Annotated in this window: 10 protein-coding genes and 2 pseudogenes; 1 reads left to right on the plus strand and 11 read right to left on the minus strand. The window is 49.2% G+C overall.

Annotated elements, in window-relative coordinates; genetic code table 11:
* The 6 genes from HI950_RS29155 to HI950_RS29180 form a co-directional block, all read right to left on the minus strand.
* Positions 1-2,352, minus strand: coding sequence for a helix-turn-helix domain-containing protein (locus HI950_RS29155; RefSeq protein WP_169089118.1), 2,352 nt, complete (start codon positions 2,350-2,352; stop codon positions 1-3).
* 32 nt (positions 2,353-2,384) lie between these two features.
* Entirely contained in the window at positions 2,385-3,989 is a 1,605-nt protein-coding gene (locus HI950_RS29160) for an extracellular solute-binding protein (protein ID WP_169089120.1), read from the minus strand.
* A gap of 75 nt (positions 3,990-4,064) precedes the next feature.
* Positions 4,065-4,973 carry a carbohydrate ABC transporter permease gene (locus HI950_RS29165; protein WP_169089122.1) on the minus strand — a complete coding sequence of 303 codons (909 nt, stop codon included), beginning with the start codon at positions 4,971-4,973 and terminating at the stop codon, positions 4,065-4,067.
* Complete coding sequence (locus tag HI950_RS29170) at positions 4,967-5,929, minus strand: ABC transporter permease (RefSeq protein WP_169089124.1); 963 nt, start codon at positions 5,927-5,929, stop codon at positions 4,967-4,969. The genes HI950_RS29165 and HI950_RS29170 overlap by 7 nt, the downstream gene beginning before the upstream one ends.
* Before the next feature lie 410 nt (positions 5,930-6,339).
* A complete protein-coding gene (locus tag HI950_RS29175; protein ID WP_169089126.1) occupies positions 6,340-6,861 on the minus strand; it encodes a GNAT family N-acetyltransferase in 522 nt (173 codons plus the stop codon).
* 175 nt (positions 6,862-7,036) lie between these two features.
* Complete coding sequence (locus tag HI950_RS29180) at positions 7,037-7,885, minus strand: copper amine oxidase N-terminal domain-containing protein (protein WP_169089128.1); 849 nt, start codon at positions 7,883-7,885, stop codon at positions 7,037-7,039.
* A 348-nt stretch (positions 7,886-8,233) separates the two neighbouring features.
* Between HI950_RS29180 and HI950_RS29185 the strand changes: the two genes are divergently transcribed.
* On the plus strand, positions 8,234-10,636 hold the full coding sequence (locus HI950_RS29185) for an SBBP repeat-containing protein (protein ID WP_169089130.1): 2,403 nt from the start codon (positions 8,234-8,236) through the stop codon (positions 10,634-10,636).
* 371 nt (positions 10,637-11,007) lie between these two features.
* Here HI950_RS29185 and HI950_RS29190 read toward each other — a convergent pair whose 3' ends face one another.
* The 5 genes and pseudogenes from HI950_RS29190 to HI950_RS29210 all read right to left on the minus strand — a co-directional run bounded on the left by HI950_RS29190 (position 11,008) and on the right by HI950_RS29210 (position 17,032).
* Positions 11,008-13,077 carry a serine hydrolase domain-containing protein gene (locus HI950_RS29190; protein WP_169089132.1) on the minus strand — a complete coding sequence of 690 codons (2,070 nt, stop codon included), beginning with the start codon at positions 13,075-13,077 and terminating at the stop codon, positions 11,008-11,010.
* 328 nt (positions 13,078-13,405) lie between these two features.
* Positions 13,406-13,711 (minus strand): annotated as a pseudogene (locus tag HI950_RS29195) (fumarylacetoacetate hydrolase family protein); the annotation flags it as partial.
* Between the two features lie 92 nt (positions 13,712-13,803).
* Entirely contained in the window at positions 13,804-16,059 is a 2,256-nt protein-coding gene (locus HI950_RS29200) for an ATP-binding cassette domain-containing protein (RefSeq protein WP_169089136.1), read from the minus strand.
* A gap of 224 nt (positions 16,060-16,283) precedes the next feature.
* Positions 16,284-16,706, minus strand: a pseudogene (locus tag HI950_RS29205) (SRPBCC family protein).
* A complete protein-coding gene (locus HI950_RS29210) occupies positions 16,703-17,032 on the minus strand; it encodes an ArsR/SmtB family transcription factor (RefSeq protein WP_169089138.1) in 330 nt (109 codons plus the stop codon). Before HI950_RS29210 ends, HI950_RS29205 begins: the two are co-directional and overlap by 4 nt.
* Positions 17,033-17,257: the final 225 nt, after the last annotated feature.

A 17,257-nucleotide genomic window follows, 5' to 3' on the forward strand; every position in this document is an offset into this window, starting at 1 on the left:
TCACTCCTCATGGGTCGATTTTCGCATTTCCTCATAGGCGCGTTCCCGATATTCCGATGGAGTCAGTCCGGTTATTTTTTTGAAAATCCGCACAAAACTGTTGACGTTCGTGTAGCCTACCCGTTCGGCGATGTCGCGGATTTTCTCTTCCGTTTCCGACAACAGCTCCTTGGCTTTGCTCATCCTTAATTCCATCAAAAAATCGATAAAATTGCATTCCTTCTGTTCCTTGAACAACTTACTCAAATGCGAGACGCTGATGCGGAATTCGCTCGCAAGCAGGTTAAGCGACAAGTCATTTCGCATATAGTGCTCTTGAAGGTACAGCAGAACCTTATCGATGACGTCGTTTCGTTCGCGGCCGCTCCTTTTTTGCTGAATCAGCCCGATGAAGCTTTCCATGGCCTCGATCGTAAACTGCTCCAGCTTCTCCAATTGCTCATAACGGCTGAGCGTCTCGTACATCGAATGCTTGGGGAACATCCGCTCCGCATCCACGCCGATTTCAGCGGCTGCCGTCGCGGCCTTCATCATGCACTGCACGATGAGCTGGACAATCATTTCAGGAGGAATGTTATGCTCCGCAAACGATTCGAACCATCTTCGCACCTGTTGCCTCATCTTCTCCGCATCCTGCAGCTTGACGGAAGCCAGTATGCCGTCCGTCATCGCATATAGCTTATAAAATTTTGGCGACGGCTCACTCGCCGTATCTTCTGGCGTTATGATGGAGTTCCCGCCCATAACCAGCTTGTAGCGGAGCGCATCCAGGGACTGCTTATAGGACAGTTGAAGGTCCTGCAGCTCATCCACAGCGTCGCCAATGCCGACCGTGATGGTGCGGTTGAAATACTCCTGAACGAAATCCTTCATCAAATCCGCGACGACAACTGCACGCATCATATGCCTTTCGGCATCGTCCGCCTCGTCGAAGCTCATAATGATCGCGCATTTTCCATTGCCCGTTTCCGCCGCGATCCCAAGGCTCTCCGCATTCATCAGCTCCTCGGCGACGTTGCACAGCGCGTAGGCGTACAGCTGCAAATCGCGGGGAGTCGCGATTTCATTCCGGTTATCGAATTCCACGCTCATGACGATATAACGACCCGTATGCAGGCAGACGCCGGCCCGGCTCATGAACGAATGCAGCGCCGCCGTGCTTTTGCGGTTGCCCGAAAGCAAATCCGTCAGCAGCTGCCACTTAATGAACGGTTTGCTTTCGATGACCTGACGGTGCAACTGCTCCCTGTCCTGCAAAATATCCTGGACGGTCGATTCGAAATATTGGAACTCATCCGTATATTTGCGAGCATGGACGCTTTTCTGCGGGACTGTCAAATGCTTGGTCATCGACTGGATGAAGCGATTGACCGGTTTAAAGGTCCAGCGCCCAACAGCCGCAGCCGATGCGGTAGCCACGACGAACAGCACCACTGCCAGCACCAGCAGCCCGTTTCGGATCGTGGCAAGCGGTCGCGTCAACTGAAACTCAGGGACGACGCGTACGATTTTCCAGCCTGAATAATCCGCTTGCATGTAGAAAACGGAGGATGCAACCTGCTCGACATCGGCGGAGAACTGGCCGTCCGCTTCCTGGTCCTCGATAATCCGGCTGATATACGGAAACTCGCTTATATCCTTCCCAAGCTTGCTTTTGTCCCCGTGCAGCACAACAACGCCTTCCTTGTCGATGACGAACGTCTGCCCTGCGTCCTCCTCGGTCGAATTCCGGATGAGCCCGTGCAGCACGTCCTCCTTGATGTTCACCGCCACCGCTCCCTTTCTACCCGCTGGGGAATGAATGAGCGGATATGTGCGGACAAGCGTAGTGACGTTCCGGTAAATCGGATAATTGGAACGGTTAAGCTGTATTTTGCGCGTCGGCATCCAATTTGAGTAACCGTCAAACTGCTGGAATTGCGTAATCCATTGAAAGTCCTGCAGCAAATCCTGCTCCGTCAGCGTATTTCCGGACACGAGCCGCTGCTTCTTGTACGAGTACAAATCGATCGAGAATATATACTCGTTGCTATTAATGACATTCGTGATGAAATTCGAGATCCGGAACATATTGTTGCGGCTCTCCTGTTCGTTCAGCTCGTATTCGAAAAACCGGACGACCTCGTCGCTTTTCAGCAGTTGGATGGTCAGCTTATCGATATTTTGCAAGGCAAGCTCCAGCTTGTGCTCCTGCTGCCTCAGCAGCTCCATGTTTGTGGCGGTCAGCTGTTTGCTCAATTGGCCATTGAAGATCATATATGTCAAAAAAATCGAAGAAAAGACAAGGAGAAACAACACCATAGAAAGCATTGCAATGGCATTAAACAGCCGTTTATTCTGAACCCGTTCCATGGCCTATCCCCCTTGTCCGCTTCACGGCACCGTTAGTTAAAGCTTGCTTTGTTCTCTTCGTACCATTTCTGCGCGATTGCCTCCGCTTCGGCTCCGCCTAAACGCTCCCACTCCTTGCGGATCTCGCCGATGGCCCAATCGCCTGTATATTTGTCGCCCTGCGTGACAGCCGTTGCCCGCGCTTCGCGGATGAACGTATCGAGCGTGGAGCGAATTTCATTGATTTCATCGAAATTCGGCTGATACGGGATATCGCGCTTGAACGGGTTTTTCAACACCGTTTGCAAAGATTCCGCATTCAACGCGGCAATTCGCTGTGAAAGCGCATCGTCGGCCGCTTGAAGAGGCAGATCTTCCGGCTTGATGTTTTCCTGCCGCAGCACGGCATACTCATTGGCATACAGTACTTCCTTCGTGAACTTATCCGCGTCGATCCGCTTCGCGACTTCACCTGATTTCTCGAAATGAACGCCTTCTTCACCGTTCATGAGCGTGAACCACCCCTTATCGATGATCCAATCCAAATACTCGACTGCAGCCTTAGGATTTTTTATATCCTTATTAAATGAGACATAGATGAACGGCGATGCTTCCTGGTACGTGCCGTTTTTCCCGTATTTGGATGCTACCGCTTCCAGCGGCACCGGATTAGCGTTCGGCACGTTGGAGATCAAATCCTGCATGAGAATGTCAACCGCTCCCATTCCCCATTGGCCCATCAAAATGCCGGCCTTTCCCGTCGTCCACAGCTGATTGGAGCGCTGGTTGTTGCTGTCGGTGAAATATTCCTTGTCGACCAGGCCAAGCTCGTAAAGCTGCTTTTCCAAGCCGATGACGTCCTTGAACCTATCCACCGTCGCGCCGTACTTCATTTTCCCGTCCTCCAAGTACCAGAGGAAGTTCATTGCCCCATGCAAGGCGGCGTAGATATCGGGTGCGTTGGCGCCTACGATCGGCGTGCTGTCCGGATAATGCTCCTTGAAGGCCTGCGCCACCTTGATTAACTCCTCGACGGTCGTCGGCTTCTCCATGCCGACCTCGTCCAACCAATCCTGGCGGATCCACATCGCGTGGTTCGCGATCGACGTGACCGGACGCTTACTGGCCACCGCATACATTTCCCCATTAAACGTCAAGTGTGCTTTTAAATCCGGGTTTTCTTCCAAATATTTTTTGTATGACGTGCTGTACTTTTCGATATAATCCCCGATCGGCTGGATGACCCCTTGCGTCACCAGCTTTCCGATATACGAGCGGTCAAACTCCCAAATCAAATCAGGCGCCTGGTTTGAGGCTATAAGCACATTCAAAGTGTCTTGAGCCTGGTTGCGAGGCACAGGCACAATTGAAACGTCAATGCCCGATTGCTCGCGGATCCATTTCACCCAGCGGTTATCCTCATATGTCCCCTCGTCGCTCGATACCTGCCCTCTGTCAAACGTGGAGATGCTAATTTTTTTTGGCAGATCCGCGTACGGATCATCCGCGCTTTTCGCATTCCCCGAAGAGTCATTGCCGCTTGATGCTTTCGTGCTTCCCGCTTCTCCCTCTTTGTTTGAACAGGCTGTTGCCAGCAGCGCCAGCAACATCGCGAGGATGAGCAGCAGCCGTCCCTTGCTTTTTGTATTTGGTTTCATACTTGACCTCCTGCAATATAGTTTTTATTATATCAAAACGCGCTTTTAAAGCGCATTCGATAGCTTACTATTTTCCTAACCCTTCACCGAGCCCAGCAGCACGCCTTTAATGAAATGTTTCTGCAGGAACGGATATACGCACAGGATCGGTGTAATTGCAATGACAACCGCAGCGGCCCGGATACCCTCAGGCGTAATGACCGTCTGCAACAGTCCTTCGCCGCTGCGCAGCATGTCCGGACTGACCAGCGCGATCATCTGATGAAGCTTCACCATAAGTGAAAGCTTATCGGTGTTCCGGATATAGATAAGTACATTCATGTACGAATTCCACCAGCCGACCGCGTAGAACAGCGTTAACGCCGCAATGACCGGCTTCGACAAAGGCAGGATGATTTTCCATAAAATCGCAGCGTCTCCCGCCCCGTCAATCTGCGCGGATTCCTCCAGCTCATCGGGCAGTCCTTCAAGAAAGGACTTCATCACGAACATGTTGTAGGCGCTAATGAGCGCCGGCAGCCACAAAGCCCAGTACGTATTCACAAGCCCCAAACTGTTAATCAGCAGAAAATTCGGAATGAGCCCGCCGCTGAACAGCATCGTGAACAAAATCGCCATGAGCATGATGTTTCTGCCTCTAAGCCTTGACTTTGACAACGGATAAGCCGCCATAATCGTAAACAGCATATTGAGCGCCGTACCTGCAACCGTAATCAGCGCCGTATTTTTCATGGCGACGAGCAACTGACCATCCCTAAGCAGATTGACATAGGCATTCAAATTAAATTCAATCGGCCACATGAACACCTCCGCGGCGTTAATCGCCCGGCTGCTGCTGAAGGATACCGCGATAATGTTGACGAATGGAAACAACGTCGCATAGGCGCATAATGCGAGAACCAAATAATTGACCCAGTGAATTACTTTGGAAGAAGAGCCGCGGCGATAGTGCAGCTTCTTCCACGCTTTGCCGTTTGTCACCATAAGCCCCTCTCCCCCAATGCTTTAATAATCCGATTCACCGATACGATTAATATTAATGCGATTAATGACTGGAACAAGCCTAACGCGGTCGTGTAGCTGTACTGCAAATTCACGATTCCCCTTGTATACACATAAGTGCTGATAACCTCCGCCACACTCGTAACGGCGGGATTTCGGAGGGCATACACCTGCTCAAAGCCGACATCCATCATTCTGCCGACCTGCAAGATTAACAGGATCGCTATCGTACTGCGGATGCCCGGCAGCGTTACATGCCAGATTTGCCTCAGCTTATTCGCCCCGTCCATCTTCGCTGCTTCGAACAAGGTGGGATCGATCGAAGCCATCGCCGCCAAATACAGAATCGTGCCAAAGCCCGCTTCCTTCCAAATGCCCGACACGATGAACGTAACCGGCCACCAGAACTTATCCGCCATAAAGTAGATCGGCTCCAGCCCCAGGCCTTTCATCAGAAAACTGACGAAGCCCGTAGATGGCGACAACAGTGCGATGACGATGCTCCCGAGCACGATCCAGGATATGAAGTGCGGGATATAGAGCAGATTTTGCAGCGTCCGCTTATACCACTCGATACGTACCTCATTCAGCAGAATCGCCAGAAAAATGGGTACGGGAAAAGCAAAAATGAGGTGATACACGTTGAGAAGCAGCGTATTTTTAAGTACGACATAAAAATCCTTACTCGAGAACAGCTTTCCGAACTGCTCGAAGCCGACCCAAGGACTGCCCCATATGCCGTCGGCCAAGCGGTAGTTTTTGAACGCGATAATCTCCCCCGCCATCGGCGCGTATTTAAAAAGTAGCAAATAAGCGGCGACCGGCACCAGCAGCATATAAAGAAAGCGGTTTCGTGAAACTTGTTTCCAAAAATGCGTGCCTCGATTTATGCGCTTGCCTGTGGGCAGCTTCGCGTCAAGCGGTGCGTGTTGATTCATGTTTGTCTCCTTTCTCCCCTTCGGGGTACATTCTAATTCTCCAGCCGTTTGTTCAGGTCTGCCCCTCTATTCCAAGCTAACACAGTGCATCTCGTCGTTGAAATCTCCAGTTTTTGTCGGGGTACGCTTTATGCGCAAAGCGCTATGTGCTTTTTTTGTGATGCTATTCTTTTTTGGTGATTTGGAGTGAAATGTAGCGGGATTACGGGTGGCAACCAGAAAAAGGCCTCACAGGCGATGACTCGCCTTGTGAAGCCGATGGTTTCAACATGATTTGCTCACACGCTTAGAAGCAGTTTTTTTCCAGTTCTGTATCGTCCTTGGCCTCTGCAAACAGCAAAGCGGCTGCAATCCTTTTCGTACTAATATTTAGATGAAACCGGTGTCTTCATTGACTTGCTTAAAATCCGTCAAGAATTTCCCGTTTTCTCTTTAATCAAATACAAAGCCAGATCATGTCCGACTAGCACATAACTGCCGGGTTCCACCTGCTTGCCTTCATTTATTATTCCTCTTCCATCAGGGATATAGCCCCGCTTAGCGTAGAGTCGTTGTGCATTTCCATAATCATAATAGAGTCCCACACCAATACCGACAATACCGTATTTTTCGAATGCAACTTGTTCGATTGCCTCCATCAATGCATTGCCGATGCCAAGTCGGCGTAAGGAGGGAACTACATCAAAGTTGTTGATTTCTGGAATCCCTCTTTCTTCGAAATACGGATAATATGATTTAGATAAAAGATGTAACCATCCGGCAAACTTCTGGTCGTTGAAAGCTATAAGAGTAACCCGTTCTCCAGACTTATTTTCTTCCCAACACCTCTTAATATAGTCTAGTGGTTTCCTAATATAGTGGTCATCAAGTGCTTGGAAAACTACATCAACATCTTCACTTTGCATTTGTCGGAGTTGAATATGAGAATTCATTAAATCGTACCCCCAGTCTCCCTAATAAATACTGCCTCTCTCGAATTGTACCATAACTCTTGATGAGCAGAATGGTTAAAACTAAACTGTCCGTTAGCGTAATGAAGGGCTACCATATGGCAGCCCTTTCGGTGTTTAACTATCGTGTCCCGTAAGTGCAATAAGAAAAATCACTTTAAACAACTGTATTACTTATAATCGTCAGAAAACTGTTCTTTGCAGCGGTAGCAATTAATTTATGAATGGATTGTCTTGCGGTATCGCTAAACAAATACCATTCATCATTAGTTGCGTCATGAATCAAAATTTCTGGGTAATCTGTTAACAGTTCAGATGGAAAAGAATGAATTAAAGAATAAACATCAAAACGAACTAAGCTGTTCCCTTTTTGGTCTAAAAAATCATATTGTTCATTTTTATAATAAGACCCAAGTGTGTCAATAGTGTTGCTCCAAGAGTAGTTTGCAGGTGCTTCGACCTTTTTACCTTTGTTTTCTACAAAAATATTATAAATGGTTTCGTTATATGCATTTCCATTTATTTGCTGAACTACGCCGCCCATAATCATATGGTATTCTTGTTGCAATGCTTTTACTTGTACACCGTCTATGAATAACGGTTCAGTATCGACAGTCACTGCAAAGTTGCTGTAATTGACATTGCAGCCAAACGTCTCTGCAATAAAACGGAGTGGAACAAATATGCGATTATTTTTCATGTATGGTTTTACATCAAGCAGCAACTTTTCTCCGTTCATCTCCGCTGTAATACTGTTCAGTGTTAATATTACTTTCATATCGCTTTTTGTGAGAATAACCTTGGAATTGGACCACTCGACACTAGCCCCCAAATTTTCGCTAATAACTCGTAGAGGTACCATAGTACGTTTGTTCTTAATTTCGGGCTTCACATCGGATGTAATAGCAACACCATCAATTTTGATTTGATATTCTGCTGCATAAGTAGTTGACGATGAAATAAATATTGAGATTGCAAGAAAGACAACAAAGATTACTTTCTTCATAAATGATAGCTCCTTATTGGTTAAATTTGGTGCACAGCACCTTTTCCCCATATTAAGACGTAACTGGATAAAATTTGTTGCGCTTTTCTGCCCTTTAGCTAAATAAAAACAAGGAGTAGCTGCCGAGGCAACTACTCCTTGTTTCGCTAAACTAACGTGTCCTGTTAGCTTATGACTGAACTACACAACGACGTAGCGGCAGCCAGAGACGCGTAAATAATGTATTAGACTGCAGCTGTAATAAAGTAAGTACAGAAGTTTTGTTATTAAGGATAGATGCACAGGCAAGCCGTTCAGTCCTAACATAACCATATTTAGATCAACGACGCGTCGAAAAGGAGGATTGCTTTGCAACCCGAGGAAGAGACAATACAGAGCATATTGGAATTATACGGAAAGCTCCCTCTTGCTTTCGTTACCAATGTCGGACAAGAGGATCACAGGATTTCGTTTTATACACAAGGGAAAGGGTTTCGAATCGCCTTTATTCCAGATCAAATAAGAATGACCTTTTATGAATTCGATTCTCTCCCTTCATCGTTTCGCAAATCCGGAATCGATAGGTTCTTGCCAGAGCATAAAGAGCAAGAAAGAGAACGACGAATGAGGGGTGTCAACCTGACTTGGCGGTTTTTAAATGCCCTCTCCGACATGAATGTGGAAGGCGCCGAACCGGAAGCCGGGAAGATTAACTACTTGCGCGGTAGCGATCCGCAACAGCATTACATGAATCTTCCGTTGTACCGGGATGTCGCATACCGGCAGGTTTGGCCTGGCATTGATGTCGTGTTTCAAGGGCATGAAGGGAAGCTCAAATATGATGTGATCCTGCAGCCAGGTGGCCGTGTGGCCGATATCGGGCTCGTTTGTGAGGGTGCAAATGACCTCCGTCTGGATGATGCGGGGAATTTGTTGATCGAAACGTCTTTTGGGACCTTCACCGACCACAAACCATTCGCCTATCAAGACGTGGATCACCTGCGAAAGCCGGTAGGCTGCCGTTTTGTGATCCGATCGGAAGCGGACGGAAGCAAGACCATCGGATTTGAGATGACGGAGGAATTTGATTCCAGGCTTCCCTTGGTGATTGATCCGATTCTCCTCTACTCCACCTATCTCGGGGGAAGCGGGGATGATCGTGGTCAAGGCATCGCGGTGGACGCATCCGGAAACGCCTATGTGACCGGATTCACCTTTTCCGCCGATTTTCCTACGACCCCCGGAGCTTTCGATACCACCTTGGACTTCGTTCAGGATGCGTTTGTGACGAAACTGAATCCGACGGGGACAGCCCTCGTCTATTCCACCTATCTCGGGGGGAACTCGTTGGATCAAGGTTTCGGCATCACAGTGGATGCATCCGGTAACGCCTATGTGATAGGAGTCACCTTCTCCACCGATTTTCCCGTCACGCCCGGAGCTTTTCAAACCACTTTCAACGGTGGTGGCGATGCGTTTGTGACGAAACTGAATCCGACCGGGACGGCGCTCATCTATTCCACCTATCTCGGGGGAGGCCTAGGTGATGCAGGTGACGAGGGTCGAAGTATCGCGGTGGATGCATCCGGTAACGCCTATGTGACAGGAACCACCAATTCCACCGATTTTCCAACCACCCCCGGAGCTTTCGATACTACCTTTAACGGTGTTGACGATGTTTTCGTAACGAAATTGAATCCGACCGGGACAGCGCTCGTCTATTCCACCTATCTCGGGGGAACCGGGCTTGAACAAGGTCTAAGCATCGCGGTGGATGCATCCGGTAACGCCTATGTGACAGGATTCACCGAATCAAGCGATTTTCCCACGACCCCCGGAGCTTTCGATACCACCATGAGCGGTTTTGTCGATGCGTTTGTGACGAAACTGAATCTGACCGGGACGGCCCTCGTCTTCTCCACCTATCTCGGTGGGAGCAGCGGTGATCGAGGTCGAGGCATCGCGGTGGATGCATCCGGTAACGCCTATGTGACAGGAAGCACCCAATCAATCGATTTTCCAACCACCCTCGGAGCTTTCGATACCACCTTGAGCGGCGCTGAGGATGCGTTTGTGACGAAACTGAATCTGACCGGGACAGGGCTCGTCTATTCCACCTATCTTGGGGGAAGCAGTTTTGATCTAGGTGAAAGTATCGCGGTAGATCCATTTGGTAACGCCTACGTGACAGGAGGCACCTTTTCCGCCGATTTTCCAACCACCCCTGGAGCTTTCGATACCACATTAGGCGGCGCTGAGGATGCGTTTGTGACTCGTATTAATTTAACGGGCTCTGACTTACTGTTTTCCTCTTATCTCGGGGGAAGTTTGGTTGATATAGGTATAGGCATCGCGGTAGATGCATCCGGTAATGCCTATGTGACAGGGTTCACCAATTCCATTAATTTTCCAACCACTCCCGGAGCATTCGATACCACCTATAACGGCAATGAAGATGCGTTTGTCGCAAAAATAGGAGAAATTGTCGTACCTGGTCCACCTGGTCCACCTGGACCGCAAGGGCCGGTTGGACCGCAGGGACCCCAAGGGCCGATTGGACCGCAGGGACCCCAAGGGCTGTCAGGAGTGCAAGGTCCTTCAGGGCCTCAGGAACCAGCAGGACCAATAATCATAAAACGCAAAATTATTAAAAAGAGGAAGTTCCGTACTTGTAAAAAAAGCCAGCGAAAAAAACACTGTCATCGTAAATTCCCTATTTGCGGAAAACATCTACGAAAAGAACATTGTCATCGAAAGAAAACTATCCAGTAATAATTGCGAATCTTTACAGGCCACAGGCCCTCCTTCATTAGGGGGGTTTTTCTTTTGTCTTATTCGAAATTACTGCCCATTAGCTTAATAATTAAAGGGAGCATATCAGCAAAGTGCTCCTCTTATTTGCTTCGCAAAGCTGCGCTTTATTGAGTCTTTATTGTTTCTGATTCCGCTGAATCAAATAAGCCGCCATTTTATTGGCGGCTATACTTAGTTTGGCCCATTACTTCTGGCACTTCTTGCTATGATCGAACAACTGCCGGAGTGATCCCTCAGAAGAGTTGAAATTATCGAAAGACTGTATTACAGCTGCCAAGGCAAACTTACTTGGTTAATCGCCTCGTTCTAACACTCAAACGTTCGCCGATTTATTTTAACGAAAGTTCAAACTTCGTCCCGGTTTCACCCGCAAAAACAAGGGTGCCTTTCTCGGGGAGAACAACCTTTTGATCCCTGCTAATGATGCTGAAGAATGTACAAGTGCCTTTCTCGTCGTAGATCGCGAATGAGCCGGTTGTCGGCATCTTCACCTTCAGGGTCTTGCCCGCGGTCTTCTCGGACAACGTATACCACTTCGCGTGGCCGCTCGCCTGAATGGTGACCGACGACTTTTGACCGGGGTAAACGGGCTTCACTGCATCTTCGTGCACAAACAGGTTGCCAGCGACTTCAAGATACTCGGTCCCGTCCTGCGTGAAGAAGTTATAGTCCGACGTGTCTCTGCCGTTCATCGCCGGAATTTGCAAATCGCTGAAAGCTGCGTTCGGGCCTATTATCTTTTTGTCGGATATATAGCCGGGTGCTTCCTTGGACAAATTCACTTGAAGGGCGGGTATGATCATGTACGCCACAGATGTATATTTCTCATTGATCGGGTAATATTTCTTGCCGTCGCGTGGTATCCAGGCCGCTGCCGTTTCTTCCGGGATGTCGTGGGATGCGAGCTTCTCCGCCGAATAATGCGACAAGGCCGTCTGGCCAAGCCCGGGGATTGCGATATATTGTCTGGTCCACAAATAGGTACGTCCATTCTCCTCCGTCACGAAGCTGACCTTCGTATTCCCGTCCGCACTTACGAAAGAACCGTCTGCCGTATAGACATATTTCTCGGCCGGGTAGTCAGGCATTTGCAGATAAGACAGCGTCATTTCACCGGTTTGACCGATATCCGCTTTGATCAACTGGCTGGTCATACCGTATAGCCCCGCGTTCTTCAGCAATTCCTGCGGCATCTGTGCTGCTGTCGGTTTGCCATAGGATTTCTCGGGCTTAAATTCGGTAATGATTCCTTTCTCTTTCAGCGCATGAAGCAGCATATCATTCGCGAGCAGTTGATTTGTTGTACTAGATCCGCCGGAAGAGAGCACCGCAGCCGCCATGTTATGTTCGGGAAGGACGACGAGCGATGCGTGATACAGAATCGTGTCGCCGCCTTTTGTAAGCGCCTTGATACCGTAATCGCCGAACGGGAACAAGGTGACGCTGTCCCAACCGAGCCCGTAGCTCACTGACGTGTCCGCCTCTTCGGGCCATAGGCCTTTCTTGTATTCCTCTTGTTCCATCGCCTTTACGGATTCCTCGGAGAGGGTGCCGGTGGCTTGTCCCGTGAAAATTTGCGAGAATCGGGCCAGGTCTTCCGCCGTGGAATAGATGCCGCCTGTACCGATGACGTTAACTGACTCGTTCGGCAACTGTTCCTTATAGGAAGGAAAGTAGAGTCCCGCCATCCCGGATACGTCAGGCTGATCCAGCGGCGTCTTCGTATCGGACATGCCGAGCGGTTCAGTAAAATGCTTATGGATAAAAGAGGTATAGTCCATGCCACTTACTTTCTCTACCAGAATTTCAGCTAATGTAAAACAGTCGTTGCAATAAACCGAAAAAGCACCGGGATCGGCCTTGAGCTTTTGGTTCGCTAATTGATCCAGAAGCGAATCGTGAGCATAGGTATCGTTGTCTTCGAATAAAAAAGCGTTGGTCAGCGTCGATCCGATAAGACCGGCGGAATGATTGAGCAGCATACGCGGCGTGATCTGCTTGTACCGCTCATCTTTCATTGTAAATTCTGGGATGTAGTTAATGACAGGCTTATCCAGATTGACTTTTCCCTCGTCTGCCAGCTTCATTACGGCTGCCGTTACGAACATCTTGCTCGTCGACCCGATGCCGTACATCGTTTTCGCCGTCAGCGGCTGCTTCCCTTTCTCGTCATTCCGACCGGATTGACCGGATACGACAATGCTGCCATGATCGATTAGTGCAAATTGAACGCTTGTCGTGCCGAAAGTGTCCGTCAGCAGCGCTGCTTTCTCCGCCGCCGCCTTTCGTGTGTCTTCATAGGCAGGTCCGCCACTTTGACCGGCAGCCATCGCTCCGGCCGGGACAAGCAGCGTTAGCACAAGCACTGCTGCCAGTATCCTGGATATTGATTTTTTCATTTGAACCTCCTTAGGGTTTAGTCTATTTTTTATACGAATAGCGAATAGGAAATGATCCATAATCTAGTAAAAATAATAGAATAGCCCTAAAATGGCAGGTCGATATAGGTTGATAGGCGGATTTTCCGACATATTCAGCGTGCTGGTTACGTAAGGTTAATCTGTGAAACTATTAAAGCTTTTCCAATAAACCTTGAACATCCGTATGAAAAACGCTTTGGCTTGGGAATGTCATTTGGCTATACATCCCTAGCAACGACAAAAAGGGCTGATCCACAAGTAGAATTCCCTACTTGTAGATCAACCCCTACATCCGCTACAACGTCGCTTACTTATAACTTAAAGACACGCTACCAAGTTGTGCGAATTGGACTTGGATCGTATCCCCTGGCACGAAGGAAATCGCTTCTGTAATCGTCCCGATCAGAATGATATCACCCTTGCGCAGCCCTTCACCGACTTCGCCTAACTTGTTTACCGCCCATGCAACGGAGACTGCAGGATTGCCCAAAAAAGCTGCGCTAGCGCCTGTTGCCAACACTTCCTTATTTTTCGTCAACACGACGCCTAGCTCCGGCAAATTGACATCGCGTACTGGCACCATTTTGCCGCCATTGATACATTTCGCTGAAGAGCAATTATCTGCTACGAAAGTTTAACCTTTAGTATGTTCTTGTTATAATACGAAATTACGAATTCCATACATTACTAAAGTGGATTTGATGATTACATCAAGTATCTTCCCGTGATCGACTGCTCCGCAAGGATGATCTGCGGAGGTGTGCCCTCGAACACCAACTGGCCGCCCTTGCTGCCCCCGTCCGGTCCCATATCGATGATCCAATCCGCTTGGCTGATCACATCGAGGTTGTGCTCGATGACGATCACCGTATTGCCGGCATCCACGAGGCGGTTCATGATCCCCAGAAGGTGACCGATATCTGACATATGTAGTCCGGTCGTCGGCTCGTCCATCACGTAGATGCTGCCCTTCTTATGCAGCTCGCTTGCCAGCTTGATGCGCTGGCACTCCCCGCCTGAAAGCGTGCTGAGCGGTTGGCCGAGTGTAATATAGTTCAGCCCCACATCACTCATCGCCTGGAGCTTACGAACAACCTCTTTTAGCTGAAAAAAATCCAATGCCTGCTCTACAGTCATCTCCAGCACTTCTGCAATTGACTTGCCGTTCAGCTTGTACGCGAGCACCTCTTCCTTGAACCGTCTACCTCCGCATACTTCGCATGGCAGCTTCACGCTATCGAGGAATGCAAGGTCCGTATACACAACGCCCAGCCCTTGGCAGTTCTCGCAAGCCCCTTTGGAGTTGAAGCTGAACAAGCCTTGTCCCACCTTGTTAGCGGAAGCAAACGCCTTGCGAACATCATCCATAATGCCCGTATAGGTCGCGGAATTCGAGCGCGTTGACACTCCTACCGCTGATTGGTCAATGACGATCGCATCCGGATGCTTGCTGAGGAATACTTCGTTAATCAGCGTACTCTTGCCCGAGCCGGCGACACCCGTAACGACTGTCAGCACTCCGGTTGGAATATCCACACTCACATTCTGTAGGTTGTGCAGTGTGGCATCCTTGATGGACAGCTTGCCGGATGGCTGCCTGCAATCGTGCTTCAGCTTGAGCGGCCGCTTCATATGGGTGCCTGTCAATGTACCTGCCTCAAGCAGGCCTTGGAAGCTTCCTTCATATACGATGGTACCGCCGCGGCTGCCGGCGTGAGGCCCGACGTCGACGATATGATCCGCCAACTTGATCACATCGGGATCATGCTCGACGACAATCACGGTATTGCCCTTGTCGCGCAGCTTCTGCAGCAATTCATTTAACCGGTGTACGTCACGGGGGTGCAAGCCAACGCTGGGCTCATCGAAAATGTAAGTGACATCCACCAGACTGCCGCTCAGGTGCTTCACCATCTTGACGCGCTGCGACTCGCCGCCGGACAATGTATCAGTCTCACGGTCCAGCGTCAAGTAGTCAAGTCCGATATCCACCAGATGCTGCAGCCGCTCCGTCAGCGACTTGACGACCGGCGCAGCGACAGGATTGTCAATCTCCCGAATGACGCGGATGAGCTGCCCGACCTCCATGGAGGACAACTCCGCAATGTTGAGTCCATTGATCCTGCAGCTGAGCGTGGCCTGACTGAGTCTCGCACCGCGGCAGCTGGAGCAGGGACCTTCCGAAATGTACGGCGCTACTGCTTTTTGTGTGCGCTCGGACTTCGTCTTCACATCCTGCTTGATGTATTTGTTGGTGAACTTCTCAATGACGCCTTCCACTGTAATATTCGTTGCCTTACCGGCGAAATCCATTTTCACTTTCCTTGCCTTGGCGTACAGCAGTTGCTCCAGTTCCTCTTCCGGATAATCGCACAGCTTCTTGTCGAGATCGTAGTCCCCCGACTGCACGATCATGTTCCACTCCCAACCGTTCACCGAATAGTCCGGCAGCGTAATAGCCCCTTCATTCAACGACTTTGACATGTCCACTGCTTTGCTCATGTCGACGCCCAGCCTGCGACCAATACCGCTGCACTCGGGACACATGCCTTGCGGATCGTTAAACGAGAACATGTGCGCTTGTCCAACATAGGGCTGACCCACTCGGGAGAAGAGAAGACGCAGTATGGGAGAGATATCGGTAATCGTGCCCATCGTGGAATGGGAACCACCGCCCAGTCGTTTCTGATCCACAATTACAGCCATGCTCAGGTTCTCGATGGCGTCCGTATCCGGCTGTGGAACGCGGGGCAGGAAATTGCGAACGAACATGCTGAAGTTCTCATTCAGCAATCGCGTGGATTCTGCTGCGATCGTATCGAAAACGATCGATGACTTGCCGGATCCGGATACTCCGGTGAAGATCGTGATCTTCCGCTTGGGAATCCGCAAGGATACGTTCTTGAGATTGTTTTCCCTCGCACCCGATATTACGATATACTCCTGATTAGATTCGCTCATGCCTAACATCCTTCCGAACGTGTTAATTTCTACTTATATTCACATTTTACCATTTATCCTGCCTTGACCCGAAACGACAAGAACTTGTCAGATTGTCCGAAGTAGACATAAACCGGCTTCAAACTACAGGCAGCCGGTTTATGTTGATTCGTGTCAAGCAGGGTTCAACTATCGTACCCATTCATTTGGAATGGGGGAAGGAGATGTTTTAGCGCCGAATGCGCTTATTGTTCCACTACCTTTTTAAGCTCGCCGCACCATTTACCCCAGCCATACTTAGCGCCTTCGAGTCCTTGAGCATTTGCGAATCCGGTTTGTTCGAGATGAAGGTTAACCTTTCCGTCACCTAAATCCTGCAGCGTCCAGGTGACCGTATGCTTCTCCCCTCCGCTGGCCCAAGTATAGGACACCCGGTTTGGTGCGTCCACGATAAGCACTTCGCCGTCAATAATTCCATCCCACCATTCGGAAGGCTGAGTGCGAAACTGAAAACGGTGTCCTACAACGGGCTTAAAATCATTTTCCATCGCCTGACTGGTTTGGATGTTGACCACCCACTTGGCAAGCTTGCTTGAATCGGTTAAGGCGGATCAAACCTTCTCGATCGATGACGTGTACTGAAAATCCAAGGATAATGTTAAACTCATTCTTCTTCCTCCTCTAATAGTTGGTTCAAGCGCAACATATTCGCACTCCAAAACTTGCTGTAGAAAGCCAACCAATCTTGAATTTCTCTGAGTGGAGAGGCGTTTAGTCTAAATCGTGTTTCTCTTCCGACTTTTCGATCAATTACCAGTCCGGCCTCTTTAAGAATTGTCAAATGCTTGGAAACCGCTGTACGGCCCATTTGAAACTGTTCCGTTAATTCATGAAGCGGTATCTCATCTGCCTCTGCTAACAGTCGAATCAGTCGGCGTCTAGTTGGATCTGCAATCGCGTCAAACACATCCCGCAACTGGTTGTTTTCGCTCACAACACCCTCTCCTAAATATTATTACCTAGGGACAGCCGTTAACTTCACGTCCTTCTCAATCAGGTTCAAACCTCTCCAATTGACTAATTCCTAATTGGACACCATTTAGTGACACTTTTATTATAGGTCACCATTTGGTGTCGTGTCAACAACATTAATATACCGATCGGACGTTTCCAGTTAACCTGCCTTAATAAGTGGTGTCAGCTTCTCTGATACTATCCC

This window comes from Paenibacillus sp. PL91 (assembly GCF_012935325.2).
Lineage (GTDB): Bacteria > Bacillota > Bacilli > Paenibacillales > Paenibacillaceae > Pristimantibacillus.

Excerpts from the sequence above, each read along its gene's own strand:
- HI950_RS29155 (WP_169089118.1), bottom strand. The coding sequence starts at position 2,352 with ATGGAACGGGTTCAGAATAAACGGCTGTTTAATGCCATTGCAATGCTT.
- HI950_RS29160 (WP_169089120.1), bottom strand. The coding sequence starts at position 3,989 with ATGAAACCAAATACAAAAAGCAAGGGACGGCTGCTGCTCATCCTCGCG.
- HI950_RS29165 (WP_169089122.1), bottom strand. The coding sequence starts at position 4,973 with ATGGTGACAAACGGCAAAGCGTGGAAGAAGCTGCACTATCGCCGCGGC.
- HI950_RS29170 (WP_169089124.1), bottom strand. The coding sequence starts at position 5,929 with ATGAATCAACACGCACCGCTTGACGCGAAGCTGCCCACAGGCAAGCGC.
- HI950_RS29175 (WP_169089126.1), bottom strand. The coding sequence starts at position 6,861 with ATGAATTCTCATATTCAACTCCGACAAATGCAAAGTGAAGATGTTGAT.
- HI950_RS29180 (WP_169089128.1), bottom strand. The coding sequence starts at position 7,885 with ATGAAGAAAGTAATCTTTGTTGTCTTTCTTGCAATCTCAATATTTATT.
- HI950_RS29190 (WP_169089132.1), bottom strand. The coding sequence starts at position 13,077 with ATGAAAAAATCAATATCCAGGATACTGGCAGCAGTGCTTGTGCTAACG.
- HI950_RS29200 (WP_169089136.1), bottom strand. The coding sequence starts at position 16,059 with ATGAGCGAATCTAATCAGGAGTATATCGTAATATCGGGTGCGAGGGAA.